Here is a 17,992-nt window from a genome sequence, read left to right as displayed (position 1 = left end):
TTCCCGATCGGCCGCTGGTCGGGGGCCGGCCGGCCTCGGCGGCCGGGGGTGTCCTCGAGGTCCGAAATCCGCGAGACCGGCCACCGTGTCCCGCCTAGCCTCTGGAGCATGATGAACACCTCCCCCGCCGCGGCGCCAGGTCGGCGCGCCCACCTGCTCGCCGCCGGAGCCGCGGCCGTCACCGTCGTCCTGTGGGCCTCCGCGTTCGTCGCGATCCGCAGCGCGGGGGCCGCGTACTCGCCCGGCGCGCTGGCCCTCGGACGCCTGCTGGCCGGAGCCCTGGTGCTCGGTGCCGTGTGCGTCGTACGGGGCGAGGGGCTGCCGCCGCGCGGTGCCTGGCGCGGCATCGCGATATCCGGGGTGCTGTGGTTCGGCTTCTACATGGTCGCCCTGAACTGGGGCGAGCAGCAGGTGGACGCCGGTACGGCGGCGCTGGTGGTGAACATCGGCCCGATCCTGATCGCCCTGCTCGGCGCCCGGCTGCTCGGGGACGCGATGCCGCCGCGGCTGCTGGCCGGCATGGCGGTGTCGTTCGCGGGCGCGGTCGCGGTGGGGCTGTCGATGTCCGGTGACGGCGGTTCGTCGGTGCTCGGGGTCGTCCTGTGTCTGCTCGCCGCCGTCGCGTACGCCGCGGGCGTCGTCGCGCAGAAGCCGGCGCTCGGGCGGGCGAGCGTGCTCCAGGTGACGACGTTCGGCTGTCTGGTCGGGGCCGTGGTGTGCCTGCCGTTCGCGGGGCAACTCGTCCACGACGCGGGCGCCGCGCCCCTGTCGGCCACGCTGAACATGGTCTATCTGGGCGTCTTCCCGACCGCGCTGGCCTTCACGACCTGGGCGTACGCCCTGTCCCGGACGAGTGCCAGCCGCATGGGCGCGACGACGTACGCGGTGCCCGCCCTGGTGGTGCTGATGTCCTGGCTCTTCCTCGACGAGGTCCCGGGACTGCTGACGCTGGCGGGCGGGGTGCTGTGTCTGGCCGGTGTGGCGGTGTCACGCTCCCGGCCGCGCCGGGAGGCGCCGTCGGCGGAGCTGCCCGTGCCGGATGCCGCCGCGGTACCGGCCGCCGTGCCCGGTGGGGCGCCCTCGCCGGCCCCGGACGCGGGCACGGCTCCGGAGGGAGCTCCGGTGCCCACGACGGCGGCGGAGGCCGGCAGCCGGACCGAACAGGCCTGACCTCCGGGCCGCCTCGGGGACGCTCACGTCCTTCCGGGGCGGCCCGGAGGCGTCAGCCGCGGGGAACGCCGGACGGGGGCCGCCGTGCAGGCGCCACCGGGCCGGGTCGCCGGACAGACGCCGCCCGGCAGGCGCCACCCGGCAGGCGCCACCGGGCGGGCTCGCCGGCCAGGTGCCGCCAGGCAGAAGCCGCCGGGCGGGAACGCCGGACATACACCGCCAGGCAGGCGTTAGAAGACCACCAGCGACCGGCCCCCCTTGCCGGCGATCATGTTGTCGAAGGCCGCCGGGATGCCGTCCAGGGCGATGCGGTCGGTGACCAGGCCGCCGAGGTCCAGCCGGCCGGCGCGGACGTGCTCGGCGAGCACCGGGAGATCGCGTGCCGGGTCGGAGTCGCCGTACACGCAGCCGGCGAGGGTCCTGCCCCAGTGGAAGATCTCCAGGGCGTTGAAGGTGACCTGCTGGTCCTTGCCGCCGATGCCGACCACGGTGGTGCGGCCACCGCGCCGGGTCGACTCCCAGGCGGTACGGATGGTGACGGCGCGGCCGACGCACTCGACGGCGACGTCGACGCCGTGACCGCCGGTCAGGGCGCGGATCTCGCGGGCGGTGGTGCCGGAGGCGACGACGTAGTCGGTGGCCCCGGCCTCCCGGGCCAGCGCCTCCTTCTCGGGCGAGACGTCCACCGCGACGATCTGCGGCGCGCCCGCGATCCGGGCGGCCTGCAGAGCGGCGAGCCCGACCCCGCCGGCCCCGAACACGGCGACGGTCTCGCCCGGCCGGACCTTGGCGGAGTGGTGCACGGCGCCGTAGCCGGTGAGGACGGCACAGCCGAGCAGGGCGGCCTCGGTGAGCGGGATGCCGTCCGGGGCGGGCAGGACGCAGGCCACCGGCACCACCGTCTCCTCGGCGAACGCGGCGACGTTCAGGCCGGGGTGCAGATCGCTCCCGTCGGAGGCGCGGCGGGCGTAGACCGTTCCCGCGCCGGTGAGCGCGTCGGCGCACAGCCACACCTCGCCGAGCGAGCAGGCGTGACAACGCCCGCAGGAGGGGGCCCAGTTGAGGACGACAGGGGTGCCGGGCGCGACCTCGGTGACCCCCTCACCGACGGCGACGACGGTGCCGGCGCCCTCATGGCCGAGCACGGCGGGCACCGGGACCCGCATGGTGCCGTTGGTCAGGGACAGGTCGGAGTGGCAGACCCCGGCGGCGGCGAGTCTCACCCGGACCTGGCCCGGTCCGGGATCGGGGAGTTCGATCTCGGCGATCTCCAGGGGGGCACCCACGGCGGAAAGGACGGCGGCGCGAACCACGTGAACGCTCCTAGAACTGGAGGGACTTGGTCTGGAGGTATTCGGACAGGCCGTGGGCGCCGAGTTCGCGTCCCACGCCCGACTGCTTGTAACCCCCGAAGGGGGCCAGGGGGTTGAAACGTCCCCCGTTGATGTCGACCTGGCCGGTGTCGAGCCGCCGCGCGAACGCGACCGCCTCCGACTCCTCGCCCGCCCACACCGCTCCCGCGAGCCCGTACACGGTGCCGTTGGCGATCCGCAGGGCGTCCTCCTCGTCCTCGTAGCGCAGGATCGACAGGACCGGGCCGAAGATCTCCTCCTGCGCGATCGTCATCCCCTCGGTGACGTCGGCGAAGACGGTGGGGCTGACGAAGTAGCCCTGTTCGCGCGGGGATTCGGCGCCACCCGCGACGAGCCGCGCGCCCTCGGCGACGCCCTTCTCGATGTATCCGCGCACCCGGTCCCGCTGCCGCGCGTTGACGACGGGCCCGATGCGGTCGCCGTACTTCACGGCGGCGGCCGCGGCGAGCTCGACCGCTTCGTCGTAGCGCTCGGCGGGGACCAGCATGCGGGTCCAGGCGCTGCACGTCTGGCCGGAGTTGGACATCACGTTGGCCACGCCGACGTTCACGGCCTTGGCGAGGTCGGCGCTCGCCAGGATGACGTTGGCGGACTTGCCGCCGAGTTCGAGGGCGACCCGCTTGACCGCCGCACCGGCGGCCGCGCCGATCCTCCGGCCGACGGCGGTGGAGCCGGTGAAGGAGACCAGGTCGACGTCCGGGTGCTCGGCGAGGGCCTGGCCCGCGACCGGGCCGAGGCCGGTGACGAGGTTGAAGACACCGGCCGGGACGCCCGCCTCGGCCACGGCCTCGGCGAAGAGCTGGGCGGTGAGCGGGGTGTCCTCGGCGGGCTTCAGCACCACCGTGCAGCCGGCGGCGAGCGCGGAGGCGACCTTGGCGACGATCTGGTGCAGCGGGTAGTTCCAGGGCGTGATCGCGCCGACGACGCCGACCGGCTCCTGGTAGACGGTCGAGTTGCCGACCTTCTCCTCGAAGGCGTACGTCGCCGCCAGTTCGGCGTAGGAACCGGCGACCAGCAGCGGGACGCCCGCGTGCACCGCCTGGGAGAAGGCGAGCGGCGCTCCGAGCTCGGCGGTGACGGTCTCGGCGATCTCGTCCTTGCGGGCGGCCAGGACGTCCCTGAGGGCGGTGAGCCGGGCGGCCCGTTCGGCGGGCGGGGTGGCGGCCCAGCCGGGGAACGCGGCACGCGCGGCGCGTACGGCGGTGTCGACGTCCTCGGCCGTGCCCGCCGGGACGTGGCCGATCACCTGCTCGTCGACCGGGTTCACGACCTCGATCGTGTCCCGTCCGGCGGCGGGGCGCCACGCCCCGTCGATGTACATGCCGTCATGTGCCTTCATCGTGTTCCTCCCGGGCGGGGGCAGCGTCGTCCGGACCCTAAACTAGCGATGATAGTTTTGCGGCGCCAGGGTGACCTGCCGCACGGCAGGTCACCGGCACCCGTCACCCTCACCTGAGGAGTCCGAGCCGCACGCCCCGGGAGGTCACTCCTCCAGGTCGGGCAGCCGCTCCGGCGCCGGGCAGATCCGCTCGCCGCTCCGGTCGAAGACGAACAGGTGCGCGAGGTCCACGAGCAGCGGGACCTGCATGCCGTGGCGGAGGTCGATGTCGGGCGTGGTGCGCACGACGAGATCGCCGGGCAGCAGCCCCTCGGGCGGTGTGTGCCCGGAGTGATCGGCCTCGTCGTCCGAGGGGTGGTCGAGGACGACGACGGGTCCGGCCCGCAGCGCCCCTGCGCGCTCCCGCAGCCGGTCCAGGACGGTGCCGTCACGGCGGCGCCGGCGCGTCGGGCGGGACGGGCGCGGCGACTCCAGCTCGGGCACGAAGGCGGGCCGCGAACCCGTGTTGAAGTGGACGAGGACCTCGTGCCCCTGGAACTCCACGTGCTCGACCAGACCGGTGATCGCCACCTCGCCCGGCCTGGCCTGCGAGGGCCTGGCGAGCCGGATGGCCTCGGAGCGCAGCCCGACGATGACCTCGCGGCCCTGCTGCACCCGGAGCAACTGGTGGTCCAGGCACAGGGGTTCGGGCAGCCGCAGGTACTGCTTGCCGAGGCTGATCGTCATGGCGCCGTCGAGCGGGGCCCGGACGAGTCCGCGCAGCAGGTTGATCCGGGGGGTGCCGATGAAGGCGGCGACGAAGACGTTCGCGGGAAGCGCGTAGACCGTGCGGGGCGTGCCCAGTTGCTGGAGGAGCCCGCCGCGCATCACGGCCACCCGGTCGCCGAGCGACATGGCCTCGGCCTGGTCGTGGGTGACGTAGACCGTGGTGGCGCCCAGGTTCCTGGTGAGCTTGGAGATCTCGGCCCGCAGGTGGTTGCGGAGCTTGGCGTCGAGGTTGGACAGCGGCTCGTCCATCAGGAACGCGGAGGGGTGGCGCGCTATCGCCCGGCCCATCGCGACGCGCTGCCGCTCGCCGCCGGAGAGCTGGTTGGGGAAGCGGTCGAGGAGGTCCTGGATGCCGAGCATCCGGGCGGTGGCGTCCACCCGGGCCCGGGGGTCCTCGCCGGGCGTCTCGATCCGCAGCGGGAAGCCGATGTTGTCGCGGCTGGTCATGCTCGGATAGAGGGCGAAGTTCTGGAACACCATGGCCATGTTCCGCTCGGAGGGCGGCAGGTCGTTGGAGTACTCCCCGTCCAGGCGCACCTCGCCCTCGGTGACCTCTTCGAGTCCCGCGATCATCCTCAGCACGGTCGACTTGCCGCAGCCCGAGGGGCCGAGCAGCACGAGGAATTCGCCGGGCCGGATGTCCAGCGAGAACCGTTCCACCGCACGGGGCCCGCGGGCGTACGACTTGCTGACGTGGTGCAGGGAGATGGCGCGTGTCATGACGGGTGCCCCCGGGGGCGTGCAAGGCGCTGGTGCTCCGCGGCCGGTCGTCCCGCACGGTCGTACGGGACCTTGGGTCACGGAAGCTAACGGACCGCACACGTCCGGGGGAAGACACGTGGCGGTATCGGACGGGCGGGTTCGGTACGGGCGGAAACGGACGATCGGCTACCGGTCGGGCCGGGACCGGGCACCGGGAGCTCCCGCCACGGCCCCGGTACGCGGTGACGGCGTCGGTCTCAACGGCCGCCGGCCTTCCCCCGGATCTGCGTGAGGTGGGCGAAGGCGATGACGTTGGCGGCGTATCCGTTCTTCCGGTCGTAGGCGCCGCCGCAGGTGATCAGACGCAGTTCGGGGCGCCCCCGGTCGCCGTACACCTCCTGGTCGGGGAAGTGCGCCTTCGCGTACGTGCGTACGACGTCCACCGTATAGACGGCGGTCCGCCCGTCCACGCGCCGAGCCTCGACGCGCGCGCCGCGGCGGATGCGTTCGAGCGGGGCGAAGACGGCGGGGCCCGTCCGGGTGTCGCGATGGCCGACGACGAGGGCCGTGCCGCGCTCGCCGGGCGAGGGGCCGTTCGTGTACCAGCCGACGGGCTTCGGGTCGTCCACGGGCGGGGCGGTGAGCCGCCGTTCGCGGTCCAGCAGGAGGCCGATGACCGGCGCGTCGACACCGAGGGAGGGAATCCGCAGCGAGACGGCCCGGGAGCGCGGCAGCGGTGCGGGCGGGGGCGCGGGCCGGGGCGCCCGGCGGGCGGCCGGGGACGGATGCCGCCGGGTACCGTGCGCGGCACCGCCGGGGCGGGCGTCCGGTGCGTGCCCGGCGCCCGCCTTCCCGGCCGGAGCCGGGGAGGCGGCGCCGGCGTCGCGTACGGCGCCGGACGCCACCGTCCCGGCGGGCTCGTCGTCCCCCGCCCACCAGACGCCGCCCACCACCAGCGTGACGGCGACCACCAGGGTCCTCGTCAGGCGGTAGGCGCGCGTCCGGTACCAGGGCCTCCGTCGTCTACGCGGCGCCATTGTTGCGTCGGCGCAGCCGCAGGAACACGACTCCCCCGGCCACGACGAGGCCGGCGGCCGCCGCACCGGCCACCGGTGAGAAGTTCTGCGCGTGGGCGAGTCCACCGCCGCCGGCCGGCGGTCCGCCGTTGGGGCCCGGGCCGCCCTGCTGCCCGCCGGGACCGCCCTGCTGTCCACCGGGGCCGCCCTGCTGTCCACCGGGGCCGCCCTGCTGTCCGCCGGGGCCGCCCGTCTGGCCGGGCATCGCGGTAGGTCCGCCGGTCCTGGTCGACGTCGGGCTCGGGCTCGGAGAGCCGTCGGGGCAGTCGACCTTGAAGACCTTGCTCTTGCCGGCGCCGTTCTCGCCCTGGAAGTTCCAGGTCAGCTTGTACTGGCCGTCGGGCAGGGTGAAGATGCGGGTCCCGGCGCGCCCGGTGGGGGACGCGGTCAGCGTGCCCGCCAGGACGGGGTCGCCCGCGGCGCCGGGCTGGTGCGCGATCGACCAGGAGACCTGCTGTCCCGCGTCGAAGTTGAAGCCGTCGAGGTAGAACCGGCAGACCTTCGGATCGTCCCGCTGGTTCTCGAACGGCGTGTTCGCGTCGTGGACCTTGACGTCGCCGTTGTCACCGGGGGCGGCGACGGCGGCCGGGGCACCGAGGAGAGCGGTGCCCGCGACCGCGAGGGCGGCGAGGGCGCCGGCGCCGCGCCGGGTCACGGACGGGACGCCGGCGCCGCGCTGTGGCGCGGAGAGGGACGGGGTGGGCATGCGAGCTCCTCCGAGTCAGATGATTTCATACCAATTTCAGTTCATCTGACTAGTTCTCACATAAGACCCGTAAAGGGACGCAACTGCGCCCGGACCCCCGTCAGGTATCGCTCTTCCGGCGCAAGGCCGCGCCGGGCCGCGACGGTTCGGCGGAGGCCCGGCGCGGCCCGGAACACGACGACAGGTCAGGGGCAGGCCGCCAGTTCCACCGGCACCCCGTTGAGGACGGCCGTTCCGGACAGCGGGTCCAGCAGCGAGCCGTCGAGAAGCTGGTTGACGTTGACTCCGGGGTCCAGGGCCGCGTGGCTCATCCGGGTGCCGGGGCGGTCGTGCCCCCAGCCGTGCGGAAGACTCACCACCCCGCGCCGCACGGTGTCGGTGACCTCCACCGGCGCGATCACCTCTCCCCCGGCGCCCTTGACCCGCACGGCCGACCCGTCGGCGAGCCCCAGCCGGGCCGCGTCGTCGGGGTGGACGTGCAGGGTGCAGCGGTTGGAACCGCCGGTGAGCGCGGGGACGTTGTGCATCCAGCTGTTGTTGGAGCGCAGATGCCGGCGGCCGACGAGGACGATCGCCGCCGGGCGTTCGCGCAGCGCCTCGCGCAGCCGCGGCAGGTCGCCCGCGATCGGTCCGGGCAGCAGCTCGATCTTCCCGCTGCGGGTCTTGAGCCGGCGCGGCAGGCAGGAGGTGAGCGGCCCGAGGTCGATGCCGTGCGGGTGCTCCAGCAGCCTGTCCAGGGTCAGACCGTCGGGACGTGCGCCGAAGCCGTCGCCGTACGGGCCGAGCCGCAGCATCATGTCGAGCCGGCGCTCGGGGCCGTTCTCGCCGGTGAGGGCGGCGGCGAGTTCCCGCGGGTCGCGTCCGTGGACCGGCGACGCGGCGTCCCCGGCCGCCTTGGCGAGGGCGCCCTCGATGACCATGGTGTCCACGGCGGAGGGGTCGGCTCCGTGCATGCCGGTCGCGGCGAGGACGAGCCGGGCGAGGATCTCGGTCTCCGCCATCCTGCCCTCCTCCAGGGGGACGGCGGGGCGGTTGTAGCGGACCTGGTTGCGGACGGCGAGGGTGTTGAACGCGAAGTCGTGGTGCGCGCTCCGGGAGGGCGGGGGCGGCGGCAGCACGACGTGCGCGTGGCGCGAGGTCTCGTTCAGGTACGGGTCGACGCTGACCATGAAGTCCAGCGATTCGAGGGCCTTGTCGAGCCGGAGGCCGTCGGGCGCGGACAGGACCGGGTTGGCGGCGACGGCGATGACCGCGCGGACCGGGCTGCCGTCCTCGGTCGGGGTGTCGATCTCCTCCGCCAGGGCGGCCAGCGGCAGTTCGCCCTTGGCCTCCGGGTGCCGGCTCACCCGGCTGTGCCAGCGGCCGAGGGAGAAGCCGCGGCCGGGGCCCGCCGGGCGGGGTGCCTTGTCGGTGGCGGCCGTCGGGAAGAGGGCGCCGCCGGGCCGGTCGAGGTTGCCGGTGAGGATGTTGAGGACGTCCACCAGCCAGCTCGCCAGGGTGCCGTGCGGGACCGTGCAGCTGCCGATGCGGCCGTAGACGGCGGCGGTCGGCGCGGCGGCCAGCTCACGCGCCAGTTCCCGGATCGTGGCGGCGTCCACCTCGCAGGCCGCGCTCGCCGCCTCGGGAGTGAAGTCCCGCAGCGCGTCCGGGAGTTCATCGACACCCTGGACGTGCGGGGCGAGCGCGCCGAGGTCGACGAGCTTCTCCTCGAACAGGACGTACGCCATCGCCGCGAGGAGCATCGCGTCGGTGCCGGGGCGGATGGCCACGTGGCGGTCGGCGAGCTTCGCCGTGCGCGTGCGGCGCGGGTCGATGACGGTGAGCGTGCCGCCGCGGGCCCGCAGCGCGCGGAGCCGGCCGGGGAAGTCGGGGGCGGTGCACAGACTCCCGTTGGACTCCAGCGGGTTGGCGCCGATGAGGAGCAGGTGGTCGGTGCGGTCCAGGTCCGGGACGGGGATCGCGTTGGCGTCGCCGAACAGCAGGCCGCTCGACACGTGCTTGGGCATCTGGTCGAGCGTGGAGGCGGAGAAGACGCTGTGCGTGCGCAGGGCGCCGAGCAGGACGGCCGGGTAGAGGGCGCCGGCCATGGTGTGGACGTTCGGGTTGCCGAGGACGACGCCGAGGGCGTGCGGCCCGTACCGCTCGACGACCGGGCGCAGTCCGGCGGCCACGGCGTCGAAGGCCTCCTCCCAGGTGGCCTCGCGCAGTTCGCCGTCCTCGCGGACGAGGGGGGTGCGCAGCCGGTCGGGGTCGCCGTCGGCGGCGCCGAACGAGGCGCCCTTCGGGCAGATGAAGCCCTTGCTGAACACGTCGTCGCGGTCGCCCCGGGCGCCGGTCACCCGGGTGCCCTCGATGGTCAGCGTCAGCCCGCAGGTGGCTTCGCACAGGGGGCAGACGCGCAGCGCGGTTCGGGAGTCGGGGGTGGTGCCGGACGTACGGGACACGGGTCCTCCCGGTGGGCGGTGGCTCGGTTGGCACACGGACGGGAGCGAGCATACCGACCGGTACGCATGACGGGGAGGGTACGGCGGGGGTCACCTGGGAACGCCGGAATGCGGGGACGGGCTAGGGGGCGGGCTGGTCGAGGACCCTGGCCAGGTACGCCCGCAGCAGTTCGCGCGTCTCCTCGATGATCCGTTCGTCCCCCGCGGGATCGACGCGGAAGGCCAGGTGGACCAGGGTGTCGGCGCTCTCCACGGCGACCAGGAAGCAGCGGCGCAGATCGTCGTCCGGGGTGCGGTCGAGAAAGCCCGAGAGCAGGTCGGTGAGGCGGTCGGCGACCCGGGTGTTGGGCTCGGCGTACCGGGCGCCGACGGGGATCTGGTTGCCGAAGTCGACCAGGGAGAAGCCCGGCGCGGTGCGCTTCATGGCCAGGTACTCGTCGAGCACCGCGTCCATCGCGGCCCGCCAGTCCGCCCCGTCCGCCCCGCGCAGGCTCTCGGTGACGCGTTCGGTGTAGAGCTCCAGGTTGCGCTGGGCGAGGGCGTCGGCCATCGCCCGCTTGTTGCCGAAGAAGCGGTAGACGGAGCCGATGGGCACACCGGCCCGTTGGGCCACGGCCCGTGTGCTCAGCCCGTCGTAGCCCACCTCGTCGAGGAGGTCGGCACAGGCGTCGAGGATTCTGGTCAGTCGTTCTGCGCTACGCCGCTGTACGGGCGCTCTACGGAGCGATGTCGCATGGGGCACGCTCTTCATGATGCCTTTCCGCCGGGGTCAGGTGAACCTCACCCATCAGTACGCACCTGCGTGCCCTGACCACTCATGTCCGGACGCACCCGCGCGCTCCGACCACTCATGTCCCGTGGGCATCCGCGCGCCCCGGCCACCCGTCGCGCCCCCGGTCCGCACCGGCCCGCGAGGGCGCCGGCGTCAGCCCTGCGCGGCGGGACCCGAGGCCGTGATGTCGGCCGTGCTCTCGACGGGCCTGCCGCGGACGGCCCACACGGTGCCGTCGTCCGCGTACAGCCGCACGGTGACCTGGTGGGTGCCGCGCGGCACCAGGTCCTCGGCCAGGTGGTACTCGGCGGCGCGCAGCAGGGCGACGGTCCGGCCGTCGACGTACAGGTGGGCGACACCGTGCCCGGCGACCGGCACGGCGCGCGTGCCCGCGGGCGAGAAGCCGAAGTTGCGGACGGTCAGCCGCACGTCCCAGCCGGTGGCGGAGTCCGGCTGGATCTCGATCGCGACCTCGGGTGCTCCCTTCCTGGCCACCTCACGGTAGAGCCGTCCCTCCTCGTCCATCTCGTCGAGCAATGTGCCCACGGGCGAGGCCGAGACCGTGGTCTCCCGCTCGTGCGCGTCACCGGCGCCGCAGCCCGCGGCTCCGCCGGACAGGGCGCAGACCGTGAGCGCGGTGAGCAGTCCACGTGTCCACCGCATGTGCGGGAGCGTAGAGCAAGGCCCATGGCGGCCGGATCCCCCTGAAGTCGGGTTCTTCGGCCGCGCGGACACCCCTGAGGACTAGTCCCCTGGCAAATCCGGCCAACCCGTGAGCCGCTCCCGCCGGCCTCTTGCGCGGGACGGGAGTGAATCCTACGGTGATGCATAGGAATCAGGCGCGAGGGAGCGATCATGAGCGGGGACGCGAGGAAGACGGCCGAGGGGCTGGCCTACCTCTCCGGATTCGGCAACGAACACAGCTCGGAGGCGGTCCCGGGGGCCCTGCCGCACGGCCGCAACGCGCCGCAGCGCGCACCGCTCGGGCTGTACGCGGAGCAGCTCAGCGGGTCGGCGTTCACCGAGCCGAGGGCGTCCAACCGGCGTTCGTGGCTGTACCGCATCCGGCCGTCGGCCGCGCACCCCGCGTTCACCCGCGCCGACAACGGCACGCTGCGGACGGCCCCGTTCACGGAGACCGTGCCCGACCCGAACCGGCTGCGCTGGAACCCGCTCCCCGAACCCCCCGCCGGGACGGACTTCCTCGCGGGCCTGTGGACGCTCGGCGGCAACGGCGACGCGAGCCAGCGCACCGGGATGGCGGTGCACCTCTACCACGCCGACGCGTCGATGGAGCGGGTGTTCAGCGACGCCGACGGCGAGCTGCTGATCGTCCCGGAGCGCGGCGGACTGCTGCTGCGCACCGAGTTCGGCCTGCTGCACGTGGAGCCGGGCCAGGTGGCGCTGATCCCCCGCGGGGTGCGCTTCCGGGTGGAGCTGCTGGACACGGCGGAGGGCGGTCACGGCTCCCGCGGGTACGTGTGCGAGAACTACGGGGCGCCCTTCCAGCTTCCCGACCTCGGCCCGATCGGCGCCAACGGCCTCGCCAACACCCGTGACTTCCTCGCCCCGGTCGCCGCCTACGAGGACGTCGAGGGCCCGGTCGAGGTGGTGAACAAGTTCTGCGGCAACCTCTGGACGGCGACGTACGACCACTCGCCGCTGGACGTCGTCGCCTGGCACGGCAACCACGTGCCGTACGTGTACGACCTGCACCGCTTCAATGTGATCGGCTCCATCAGCTACGACCACCCGGACCCCTCGATCTTCACGGTGCTCACCTCGCCGTCCGACACCCCGGGTCTGGCCGGTGTCGACTTCGTCGTCTTCGCGCCGCGCTGGCTGGTGGGCGAGGACACGTTCCGGCCGCCGTACTTCCACCGGAACGTGATGAGCGAGTACATGGGGCTCATCGAGGGGGCGTACGACGCGAAGGCGGAGGGCTTCGTGCCGGGCGGCGGCTCGCTGCACAACATGATGTCGGCGCACGGCCCGGACGAGGAGACCTTCCTGCGCGCCAGCGCCGCCGAGCTCAGGCCGCAGAAGATCGACGACGGCCTGGCGTTCATGTTCGAGACCCGCTGGCCGGTGACCGCGACGGCCCAGGCGGCCGGGGCGGAACACCTCCAGCGCGCCTACGACGACGTGTGGAAGGGACTCGGACGGCACTTCCGTCCGGCCGGCTGAACCTCACCGGCCGTTGCCTTCCACGCCCGCGACCGGTACGGATACCCTCGTGACCTCCTTCGCTCCCGATTCGATCGTCCTGAACCGCAAGCTGCCGCTGTGGTACCAGGTGTCGCAGTCCCTGCGCGCCTCCATACTCGGCCGCACTCCTCAGGATCCCCTGCGCCTGCCCACCGAGGAGCAGCTCGCCGGGCACTACGGGGTGAGCGTGCTGACCATGCGGCAGGCGCTCAAGGAGCTGGAGGTCGAGGGGCTCATCACCCGGCACCGCCGGCGGGGCACGTTCATCGAGCCGAGCGCCCGGCGGGGCACGCCCGTGCGGCTGCTCGGCTCGGTGGACGCGATCGTGGCCCAGCAGTCGGGCATGACGACCGAGCTGCTGGACCAGGGGAAGACGGCCGTTTCCGGCGAACTGGCCGAATTCTTCCCGGATGTGGACGAGGTGGCGACGTACCACCGGCTGCGCAGCGACGAGGCGACGGGCGAACCGACGAACCACGCGCGCAACTACCTCCGGCCGGAGCTGGCCGACCGCATCGACCGGGAGGACCTGATCCGCTGGCCGATGACCAAGGTGCTGCGGGACGTGCTCGGCGTCGGCATCAGCCGGATCACCGACACGGTGGAGGCCACGCTCGCCGACCCGGAGACGGCGCGGCTGCTCCAAGTGCCGCTGCTCAGCCCGATCCTGCGCTACACGGGCGTCATCCACGGCGCGGACGGGCAGGCGCTGGACGTGGCGGTCATCCACTACCGGGGCGACCGCTTCTCGTTCACGGTCACCCTCGACGCACACTGACGATGGCGTACGGGGACGGCGAGCGGCGCCCGCGTCGTACGATGCCGAGCGTGACGCCCGACGCCGCTCCGCTGCTCGCGGACCTCATGCCGTGGTCCGTCGCACCGCCGAGGCTGGGCCGGAGGTGGCCGACGGCCCCCGACGCGGCATCCCTGAAAGCACGCTGGGACGCCCTCGTCCGGGCCGAGGGCGAGGACCGCGAGGCGCTGTTCGGGCCGACCCGGGCGCGTACGACGCACTCCGCGGTCGCCCAGCTCCCGGGCCAGTCCAGCGGGACGGGCCGCCTCGCGCGGGCCTCGGACCCCTGCCCGGCGCCGGTCCGCGTGCTGAGCGCCCCCTTCGACGAGCAGTGGCTGATTCCCGATCACCGGCTGATCGACTCGGCCCGCCCCGAGCTGTGGCGGGTCGCGGACGAGGAGCAGGTGTTCGCAGTCGAGCAGACCCCGGTGCCCGAGTCCTCCGGTCCCGCCCTGCTGGCCGCGTCCGTGCTGCCGCTCAGCGCGGGCCGCGGCGGGCGGGTGCGCCCCCTCTACCGGCGGCCCGGCGGCCGTGAACCGAACCTGGCACCGGGCCTGCTGGAGCATCTGGGCTCCCGGCTGGGCCTCGCGCCGACGGCCGCCGACGTCCTCGCCTGGACGACGGCGGTCGCGCGGCACGGCCGGGACGGCTGCGTGGTCCCGCTCACCGCCGACCCCGAAACATGGGCGTACGGAGTGGAGTTGGGGCGGCGCATGCTGCGGCTGATGCGGCGCGAGGGCGAGCGCCCCAAACTCCCCGGCGGCCGGCGCCCCTACGTGCGCGCGCCGCTGTCCGCCCTCCCGCCGGGAACCCGGCCGGCCACCGGCCCCCTCCTGACCGACCCGTACTACGACCGCGCGGAGGAGTCCCTGCACCTCGGCGACGGCAGGATCTCGCCCGTGCCTCCGGACGCCTGGGACTTCGAGGTCGGCGGCGTGCGCGTGCTGGAACAGTGGTTCGCGGCGCGGACCGGGGCGAGCGAGCCCGGGACACTGGAGGCGATCGGCCCGGCCGGCTGGCCGCAGGCGTGGACGTCCGAGCTGCTCGAACTCATCACGGTGCTGGCCCTCCTCGCGGAACTGCGGCCCCAGCAGGCCGCGTTGGAGCCGCGCTCACCGATCACCCGGTCGGAACTGCGCGCGGCGGGGGTGCTCCCCGTCCCGCACGCGGCACGCCGGCCGGCCTCGGTGCTCGACCACCACGAAGAGGGTCCGGAGGGCCAGTTCGCGCTCCTCTAGGAGCCGTCGGCGGACGGCCGCCGGAGTGCCTCCGCGAAATCAGTGCATGACAAAAGTATGTCCAGGGGTCATGATCCATCGCATGCAGCCCGATCCCCTTCCCCTCGAAGGCATCACCGTCGTCGCCGTCGAACAAGCCGTCGCCGCGCCGTTCGCGACCCGGCAGCTCGCCGATCTCGGCGCCCGGGTCGTCAAGATCGAGCGGATCGACGGCGGGGACTTCGCGCGCGGCTACGACACCGCGGCCCGGGGCCTGGCCTCGCACTTCGTGTGGTGCAACAGGGGCAAGGAGTCCGTCGCCCTCGATCTGAAGGACCCGCGCGGGCTCGACGTCGTACGACGGCTCGTCGCGGACGCGGACGTGTTCGTGCAGAACCTCGCCCAGGGGGCCGCGGCGCGGCTGGGCCTGGACGCGGCGACCCTGTGTGCCGAGCATCCCCGGCTGATCGCCGTGGACATCTCCGGCTACGGTCCCTCGGGGCCGTACGCGGGCAAGCGGGCGTACGACATGCTCGTGCAGTGCGAGGCCGGGCTCGTGTCGGTGACCGGGACGCCCGAGCAGCCGGTGAAGGCGGGCATCCCGGCCGCGGACATCGCGGCGGCCATGTACGCGTTCTCGGGGGTCCTCGCGGCGCTGGTGCGGCGCGGCACGACCGGGCGCGGCGGTCCGGTCGAGGTGTCGATGCTGGACGCGCTCGCGGAGTGGATGGGGCATCCGCTGCACCACGCGATGCACGACGGGACGCCACCGGCCCGTACGGGCCTCGCCCACGCCGTCATCGTTCCCTACGACGTCTATTCGACGGCGGACGGCGGGCACGTGCTGTTGTCGGTGCAGAACGACCGCGAGTGGCGGCGGCTCGCCCAGCAGGTGGCGGGGCGGCCCGAGGCGGCGGACGATCCGCGCTTCGCGACGAATGCGGCGCGGGTGGCCCATCGAGAGACGGTGGACGCCCTGGTCGGCGAGGCACTGGGGAAGCTCGGAGCCGACGAGGCGGTGGCCCGCCTGGAGGCCGCGGGCATCGCCTGCGCACGCCTGCGGGACGTGACGGAGGTGGCGGAGCATCCGCAGCTCGCGGCCAGGAACCGCTGGCGGGAGGTGGGATCGCCGGTCGGGCCGCTGCGGGCGCTGCTGCCCCCGATCACGCTGCCCGGCGGGGAGGAGGCGCGCATGGGGTCCGTCCCGCGGCTCGGCGAGCACACGGGGGTGGTGCTGCGGGCGCTGGGCATGGCGGACGCGGACGTCGCCGAGCTGCGGCGGGACGGAGTGGTGCGCTGAGCCTCACGGCTCGGTGAAGGTGGTGACCCGCGCTCCGGAGGTGGTGATCACCGGGCACCGCCGCCCGCCGTGGGGATGACGGACGCGGAAGGGCGGCTGTGCGCCGGTGCGGTGGAGTCGCCGGAGCGCGGGTCGGGAAGGCCGGTGCCGACAGCGGTCAGCGGTCGCCGAACAGCGAACGCCGCAGCCGCCTGAGCGGAGCGAAGAGCGATACCCGCCGCACGCGCGCACCCCTGGAGCCGCTGTCGTGCGCGTGGTCGCGGGTCGTGAGCTCACGCATCAGCGACGTCGCCTCGGCAGCCTCTCGCTGCGGTATGGCGGGGCCGCCGAGCACCGCGAGATGTCGGTCGAGGCGCGAACTGGTCGCGCTGCTCCCGCACGTGATCGCAGGGACGCGTGCCCTGCTGCGCACTGTTATCTGTTCCATGTCACTCCCCACCCGTACAAGTCCACCCGGCCCGGGCAGAGTAACCCTATCGCCCCCTCGTGGCGCGCGTGTATCTCGGACAAAGGATTCACCTTCCCCACAAGGAGGTTGACGGTTACTCTCCGAATCCAAGCGTTTCCAGGGCGAGTTGGACAACAGGCGAGGTAGTGGGCTGTTCTGAGCCCCCGTGAGGCTCGACCGTCACTGCGAGTGACGTCGCGTTCGGGTTCAGTCCGTCGGCGACGAGGGGCGTGTCGCCGTCGAAGAGGCCGAGAGAACGCGGTTTCTCGTTGGGGCGCATGAGCCAGAGCTGATGAACGCGCCCGCCCGAGGGCGTGCCGAGTCCGCTCAGTGTCACGACGGCGCGCCGCTCCGACGCGGAGGCCACTACTCCGATTCCGCGGCCCCGCGCGTCCCGTTCACCGGTCGCCCGCGCGTCCGGCGCCGCGAGAACGTGGGCGATCTCACGTGCCTGGGCGCGCTCCTGGTTCAGATCGTCGCGCGCCTGGGTCGCCTGCACCGCGAAGAGCGCGGCGACGACGAGGGCCGCGGCGGCCGTGGCGGTGGCGAGCGGGGCGAACAGCGGACGGAACCGGGGGGCGCGCGCACGCGCGGGCTGACGGGACGGCCGCACCCGGGGCAGCTCCCGCGCGGCCGGCTCCTGCGGTGTCGCCCGTACGGCGGTCAGCACCCGCTCGCGCAGCGCGGCCGGCGGGGCCGCCACCGTGGACCAGGCGAGCCGTACCGCGTCCTCGGTCAGCGCCCGCACCTCCTCCGCACAGCGGTCACAGCCCCTCAGATGGCGTTCGAAGCGGCGCTTCTCGTCGCCCTCCAGCGCGTCGAGGGCGTAGGGGGCGGCGAGCGAGTGCAGATCGCGGCCCAGCAGTCGGTCGAGGACGCTCATGCGGCACCCCCCTCTCTTCCGTTCGGATCACGGCCCGGCAGGCGGTCGGTGACGTTCACGCGACCCCTCCCAGGCAATCGCGCAGACGGGTGAGCCCGTCGCGCATACGGGTCTTGACGGTGCCGAGCGGCAGGGAGAGCCGCTCGGCGACCTCGCGGTAGGTGTAGCCGTCGTAGTAGGCGAGCGTGACGGACTGCCGCTGCAGGGCGGTGAGCCGGTCGAGGCAGCGGCGGACCCACTCGCGTTCCAGACCGGCCTCGACCTCCTCGGCGACCTGGTCGAACGCGGGGTGGTGGTTGCGCTGCCCCTCGCGCTGCTCGCGTTCGGTGGCCGCGCGGGCGCTGCGCACCCGGTCGACGGCACGTCGGTGCGCGAGCGTGAGGATCCAGGAGAGCGCGCTGCCGCGCCTGGGGTCGAACCGCGGTGCGGAGCGCCAGAGTTCGAGCAGGACCTCCTGCGACACCTCCTCCGACTGCGCGGGGTCCCGCACCACACGGCGCACCAGTCCGAACACCGGCCCGGACACCAGTCCGTACAGCTCCTCGAACGCCTTCTGGTCGCCTCCGGCCACCAGTACCAGTAGCTCGTCAGCCTCCACCCGTCCCCCTCTCCGGCCGTGCACGGACCGTCCTTTCCCTTACGTCTTCGCGGCGAACCCGTCTACGGATGGGTTACGGATCAGCGAGCCGAAAACGCGTGTCCGCCGCCGACCAGTTCCGGTGCCCGTGACCGGTCCGCTCCCCCCGTCCTGCGAAAGAAGCCGCCCCGTCGATGAAACAAGCCGGGGGAA

The 17,992-nt window shown here is 73.6% G+C and carries 16 protein-coding genes; 5 read left to right on the top strand and 11 right to left on the bottom strand.

Translation table 11 applies throughout. The annotated features are described in order from the left end of the window. The first annotated feature begins 108 nt into the window (after nt 1–108). Nucleotides 109–1,170 (top strand): DMT family transporter, encoded by a 1,062-nt coding sequence (locus tag ACFYYF_RS20935; protein WP_388777783.1) that lies wholly within the window; start codon nt 109–111, stop codon nt 1,168–1,170. A 230-nt stretch (nt 1,171–1,400) separates the two neighbouring features. On the opposite strand, the gene ACFYYF_RS20930 is transcribed toward ACFYYF_RS20935, so the two are convergent. The 8 genes from ACFYYF_RS20930 to ACFYYF_RS20895 form a co-directional block, all read right to left on the bottom strand. Beyond that, entirely contained in the window at nt 1,401–2,483 is a 1,083-nt protein-coding gene (locus ACFYYF_RS20930) for a Zn-dependent alcohol dehydrogenase (RefSeq protein WP_388777780.1), read from the bottom strand. Between the two features lie 10 nt (nt 2,484–2,493). Then, complete coding sequence (locus tag ACFYYF_RS20925) at nt 2,494–3,882, bottom strand: aldehyde dehydrogenase family protein (RefSeq protein WP_388777777.1); 1,389 nt, start codon at nt 3,880–3,882, stop codon at nt 2,494–2,496. A 144-nt stretch (nt 3,883–4,026) separates the two neighbouring features. Then, nucleotides 4,027–5,370, bottom strand: a complete 1,344-nt coding sequence (locus ACFYYF_RS20920; protein ID WP_388777774.1) for an ABC transporter ATP-binding protein — start codon at nt 5,368–5,370, stop codon at nt 4,027–4,029. Nucleotides 5,371–5,609: 239 nt separating this feature from the next. Further along, nucleotides 5,610–6,389 (bottom strand): class F sortase, encoded by a 780-nt coding sequence (locus tag ACFYYF_RS20915; protein ID WP_388777771.1) that lies wholly within the window; start codon nt 6,387–6,389, stop codon nt 5,610–5,612. Further along, nucleotides 6,376–7,134, bottom strand: coding sequence for a hypothetical protein (locus tag ACFYYF_RS20910; RefSeq protein WP_388777768.1), 759 nt, complete (start codon nt 7,132–7,134; stop codon nt 6,376–6,378). Before ACFYYF_RS20910 ends, ACFYYF_RS20915 begins: the two co-directional genes overlap by 14 nt. A gap of 185 nt (nt 7,135–7,319) precedes the next feature. Continuing rightward, the gene (locus ACFYYF_RS20905) at nt 7,320–9,578 is read right to left on the bottom strand and encodes a molybdopterin oxidoreductase family protein (protein WP_388777766.1); all 2,259 of its coding nucleotides are present in this window, start codon (nt 9,576–9,578) and stop codon (nt 7,320–7,322) included. A 121-nt stretch (nt 9,579–9,699) separates the two neighbouring features. Then, nucleotides 9,700–10,329 carry a TetR/AcrR family transcriptional regulator gene (locus ACFYYF_RS20900; protein ID WP_361679734.1) on the bottom strand — a complete coding sequence of 210 codons (630 nt, stop codon included), beginning with the start codon at nt 10,327–10,329 and terminating at the stop codon, nt 9,700–9,702. Between the two features lie 174 nt (nt 10,330–10,503). Further along, on the bottom strand, nt 10,504–11,013 hold the full coding sequence (locus ACFYYF_RS20895) for a hypothetical protein (protein ID WP_388777763.1): 510 nt from the start codon (nt 11,011–11,013) through the stop codon (nt 10,504–10,506). 192 nt (nt 11,014–11,205) lie between these two features. Between ACFYYF_RS20895 and hmgA the strand changes: the two genes are divergently transcribed. The 4 genes from hmgA (at nt 11,206) to ACFYYF_RS20875 (ending at nt 15,871) form a co-directional block, all read left to right on the top strand. After that, nucleotides 11,206–12,537, top strand: coding sequence for a homogentisate 1,2-dioxygenase (hmgA, locus tag ACFYYF_RS20890; RefSeq protein ID WP_388777760.1), 1,332 nt, complete (start codon nt 11,206–11,208; stop codon nt 12,535–12,537). A gap of 49 nt (nt 12,538–12,586) precedes the next feature. Continuing rightward, nucleotides 12,587–13,336 carry a GntR family transcriptional regulator gene (locus tag ACFYYF_RS20885; RefSeq protein ID WP_361679744.1) on the top strand — a complete coding sequence of 250 codons (750 nt, stop codon included), beginning with the start codon at nt 12,587–12,589 and terminating at the stop codon, nt 13,334–13,336. 41 nt (nt 13,337–13,377) lie between these two features. After that, nucleotides 13,378–14,592, top strand: coding sequence for a type ISP restriction/modification enzyme (locus ACFYYF_RS20880; protein ID WP_388777757.1), 1,215 nt, complete (start codon nt 13,378–13,380; stop codon nt 14,590–14,592). A gap of 70 nt (nt 14,593–14,662) precedes the next feature. Further along, on the top strand, nt 14,663–15,871 hold the full coding sequence (locus tag ACFYYF_RS20875) for a CaiB/BaiF CoA transferase family protein (RefSeq protein WP_388777755.1): 1,209 nt from the start codon (nt 14,663–14,665) through the stop codon (nt 15,869–15,871). A 157-nt stretch (nt 15,872–16,028) separates the two neighbouring features. On the opposite strand, the gene ACFYYF_RS20870 is transcribed toward ACFYYF_RS20875, so the two are convergent. From ACFYYF_RS20870 to ACFYYF_RS20860, 3 genes are all read right to left on the bottom strand, one after another. After that, complete coding sequence (locus ACFYYF_RS20870) at nt 16,029–16,298, bottom strand: hypothetical protein (RefSeq protein WP_361679753.1); 270 nt, start codon at nt 16,296–16,298, stop codon at nt 16,029–16,031. A 115-nt stretch (nt 16,299–16,413) separates the two neighbouring features. Next, entirely contained in the window at nt 16,414–17,202 is a 789-nt protein-coding gene (locus ACFYYF_RS20865) for an anti-sigma factor (RefSeq protein ID WP_365485384.1), read from the bottom strand. Between the two features lie 55 nt (nt 17,203–17,257). Beyond that, complete coding sequence (locus tag ACFYYF_RS20860; protein ID WP_361679759.1) at nt 17,258–17,800, bottom strand: sigma-70 family RNA polymerase sigma factor; 543 nt, start codon at nt 17,798–17,800, stop codon at nt 17,258–17,260. Between the last annotated feature and the right edge of the window lie 192 nt (nt 17,801–17,992).

This window comes from Streptomyces sp. NPDC001914 (genome assembly GCF_042891215.1).
GTDB lineage: Bacteria > Actinomycetota > Actinomycetes > Streptomycetales > Streptomycetaceae > Streptomyces.
The sequence above is the reverse complement of the archived record's forward strand: the minus strand, read 5'-3'. Positions and strand labels throughout refer to the sequence as shown.

Bases quoted from the DNA above. Each gene is read 5' to 3' on its own strand.
- ACFYYF_RS20935 (WP_388777783.1), top strand. From the start codon at position 109: ATGATGAACACCTCCCCCGCCGCGGCGCCAGGTCGGCGCGCCCACCTG.
- ACFYYF_RS20925 (WP_388777777.1), bottom strand. From the start codon at position 3,882: ATGAAGGCACATGACGGCATGTACATCGACGGGGCGTGGCGCCCCGCC.
- ACFYYF_RS20920 (WP_388777774.1), bottom strand. From the start codon at position 5,370: ATGACACGCGCCATCTCCCTGCACCACGTCAGCAAGTCGTACGCCCGC.
- ACFYYF_RS20915 (WP_388777771.1), bottom strand. From the start codon at position 6,389: ATGGCGCCGCGTAGACGACGGAGGCCCTGGTACCGGACGCGCGCCTAC.
- ACFYYF_RS20910 (WP_388777768.1), bottom strand. From the start codon at position 7,134: ATGCCCACCCCGTCCCTCTCCGCGCCACAGCGCGGCGCCGGCGTCCCG.
- ACFYYF_RS20900 (WP_361679734.1), bottom strand. From the start codon at position 10,329: ATGAAGAGCGTGCCCCATGCGACATCGCTCCGTAGAGCGCCCGTACAG.
- ACFYYF_RS20895 (WP_388777763.1), bottom strand. From the start codon at position 11,013: ATGCGGTGGACACGTGGACTGCTCACCGCGCTCACGGTCTGCGCCCTG.
- hmgA (WP_388777760.1), top strand. From the start codon at position 11,206: ATGAGCGGGGACGCGAGGAAGACGGCCGAGGGGCTGGCCTACCTCTCC.
- ACFYYF_RS20880 (WP_388777757.1), top strand. From the start codon at position 13,378: ATGCCGAGCGTGACGCCCGACGCCGCTCCGCTGCTCGCGGACCTCATG.
- ACFYYF_RS20875 (WP_388777755.1), top strand. From the start codon at position 14,663: ATGATCCATCGCATGCAGCCCGATCCCCTTCCCCTCGAAGGCATCACC.
- ACFYYF_RS20870 (WP_361679753.1), bottom strand. From the start codon at position 16,298: ATGGAACAGATAACAGTGCGCAGCAGGGCACGCGTCCCTGCGATCACG.
- ACFYYF_RS20865 (WP_365485384.1), bottom strand. From the start codon at position 17,202: ATGAGCGTCCTCGACCGACTGCTGGGCCGCGATCTGCACTCGCTCGCC.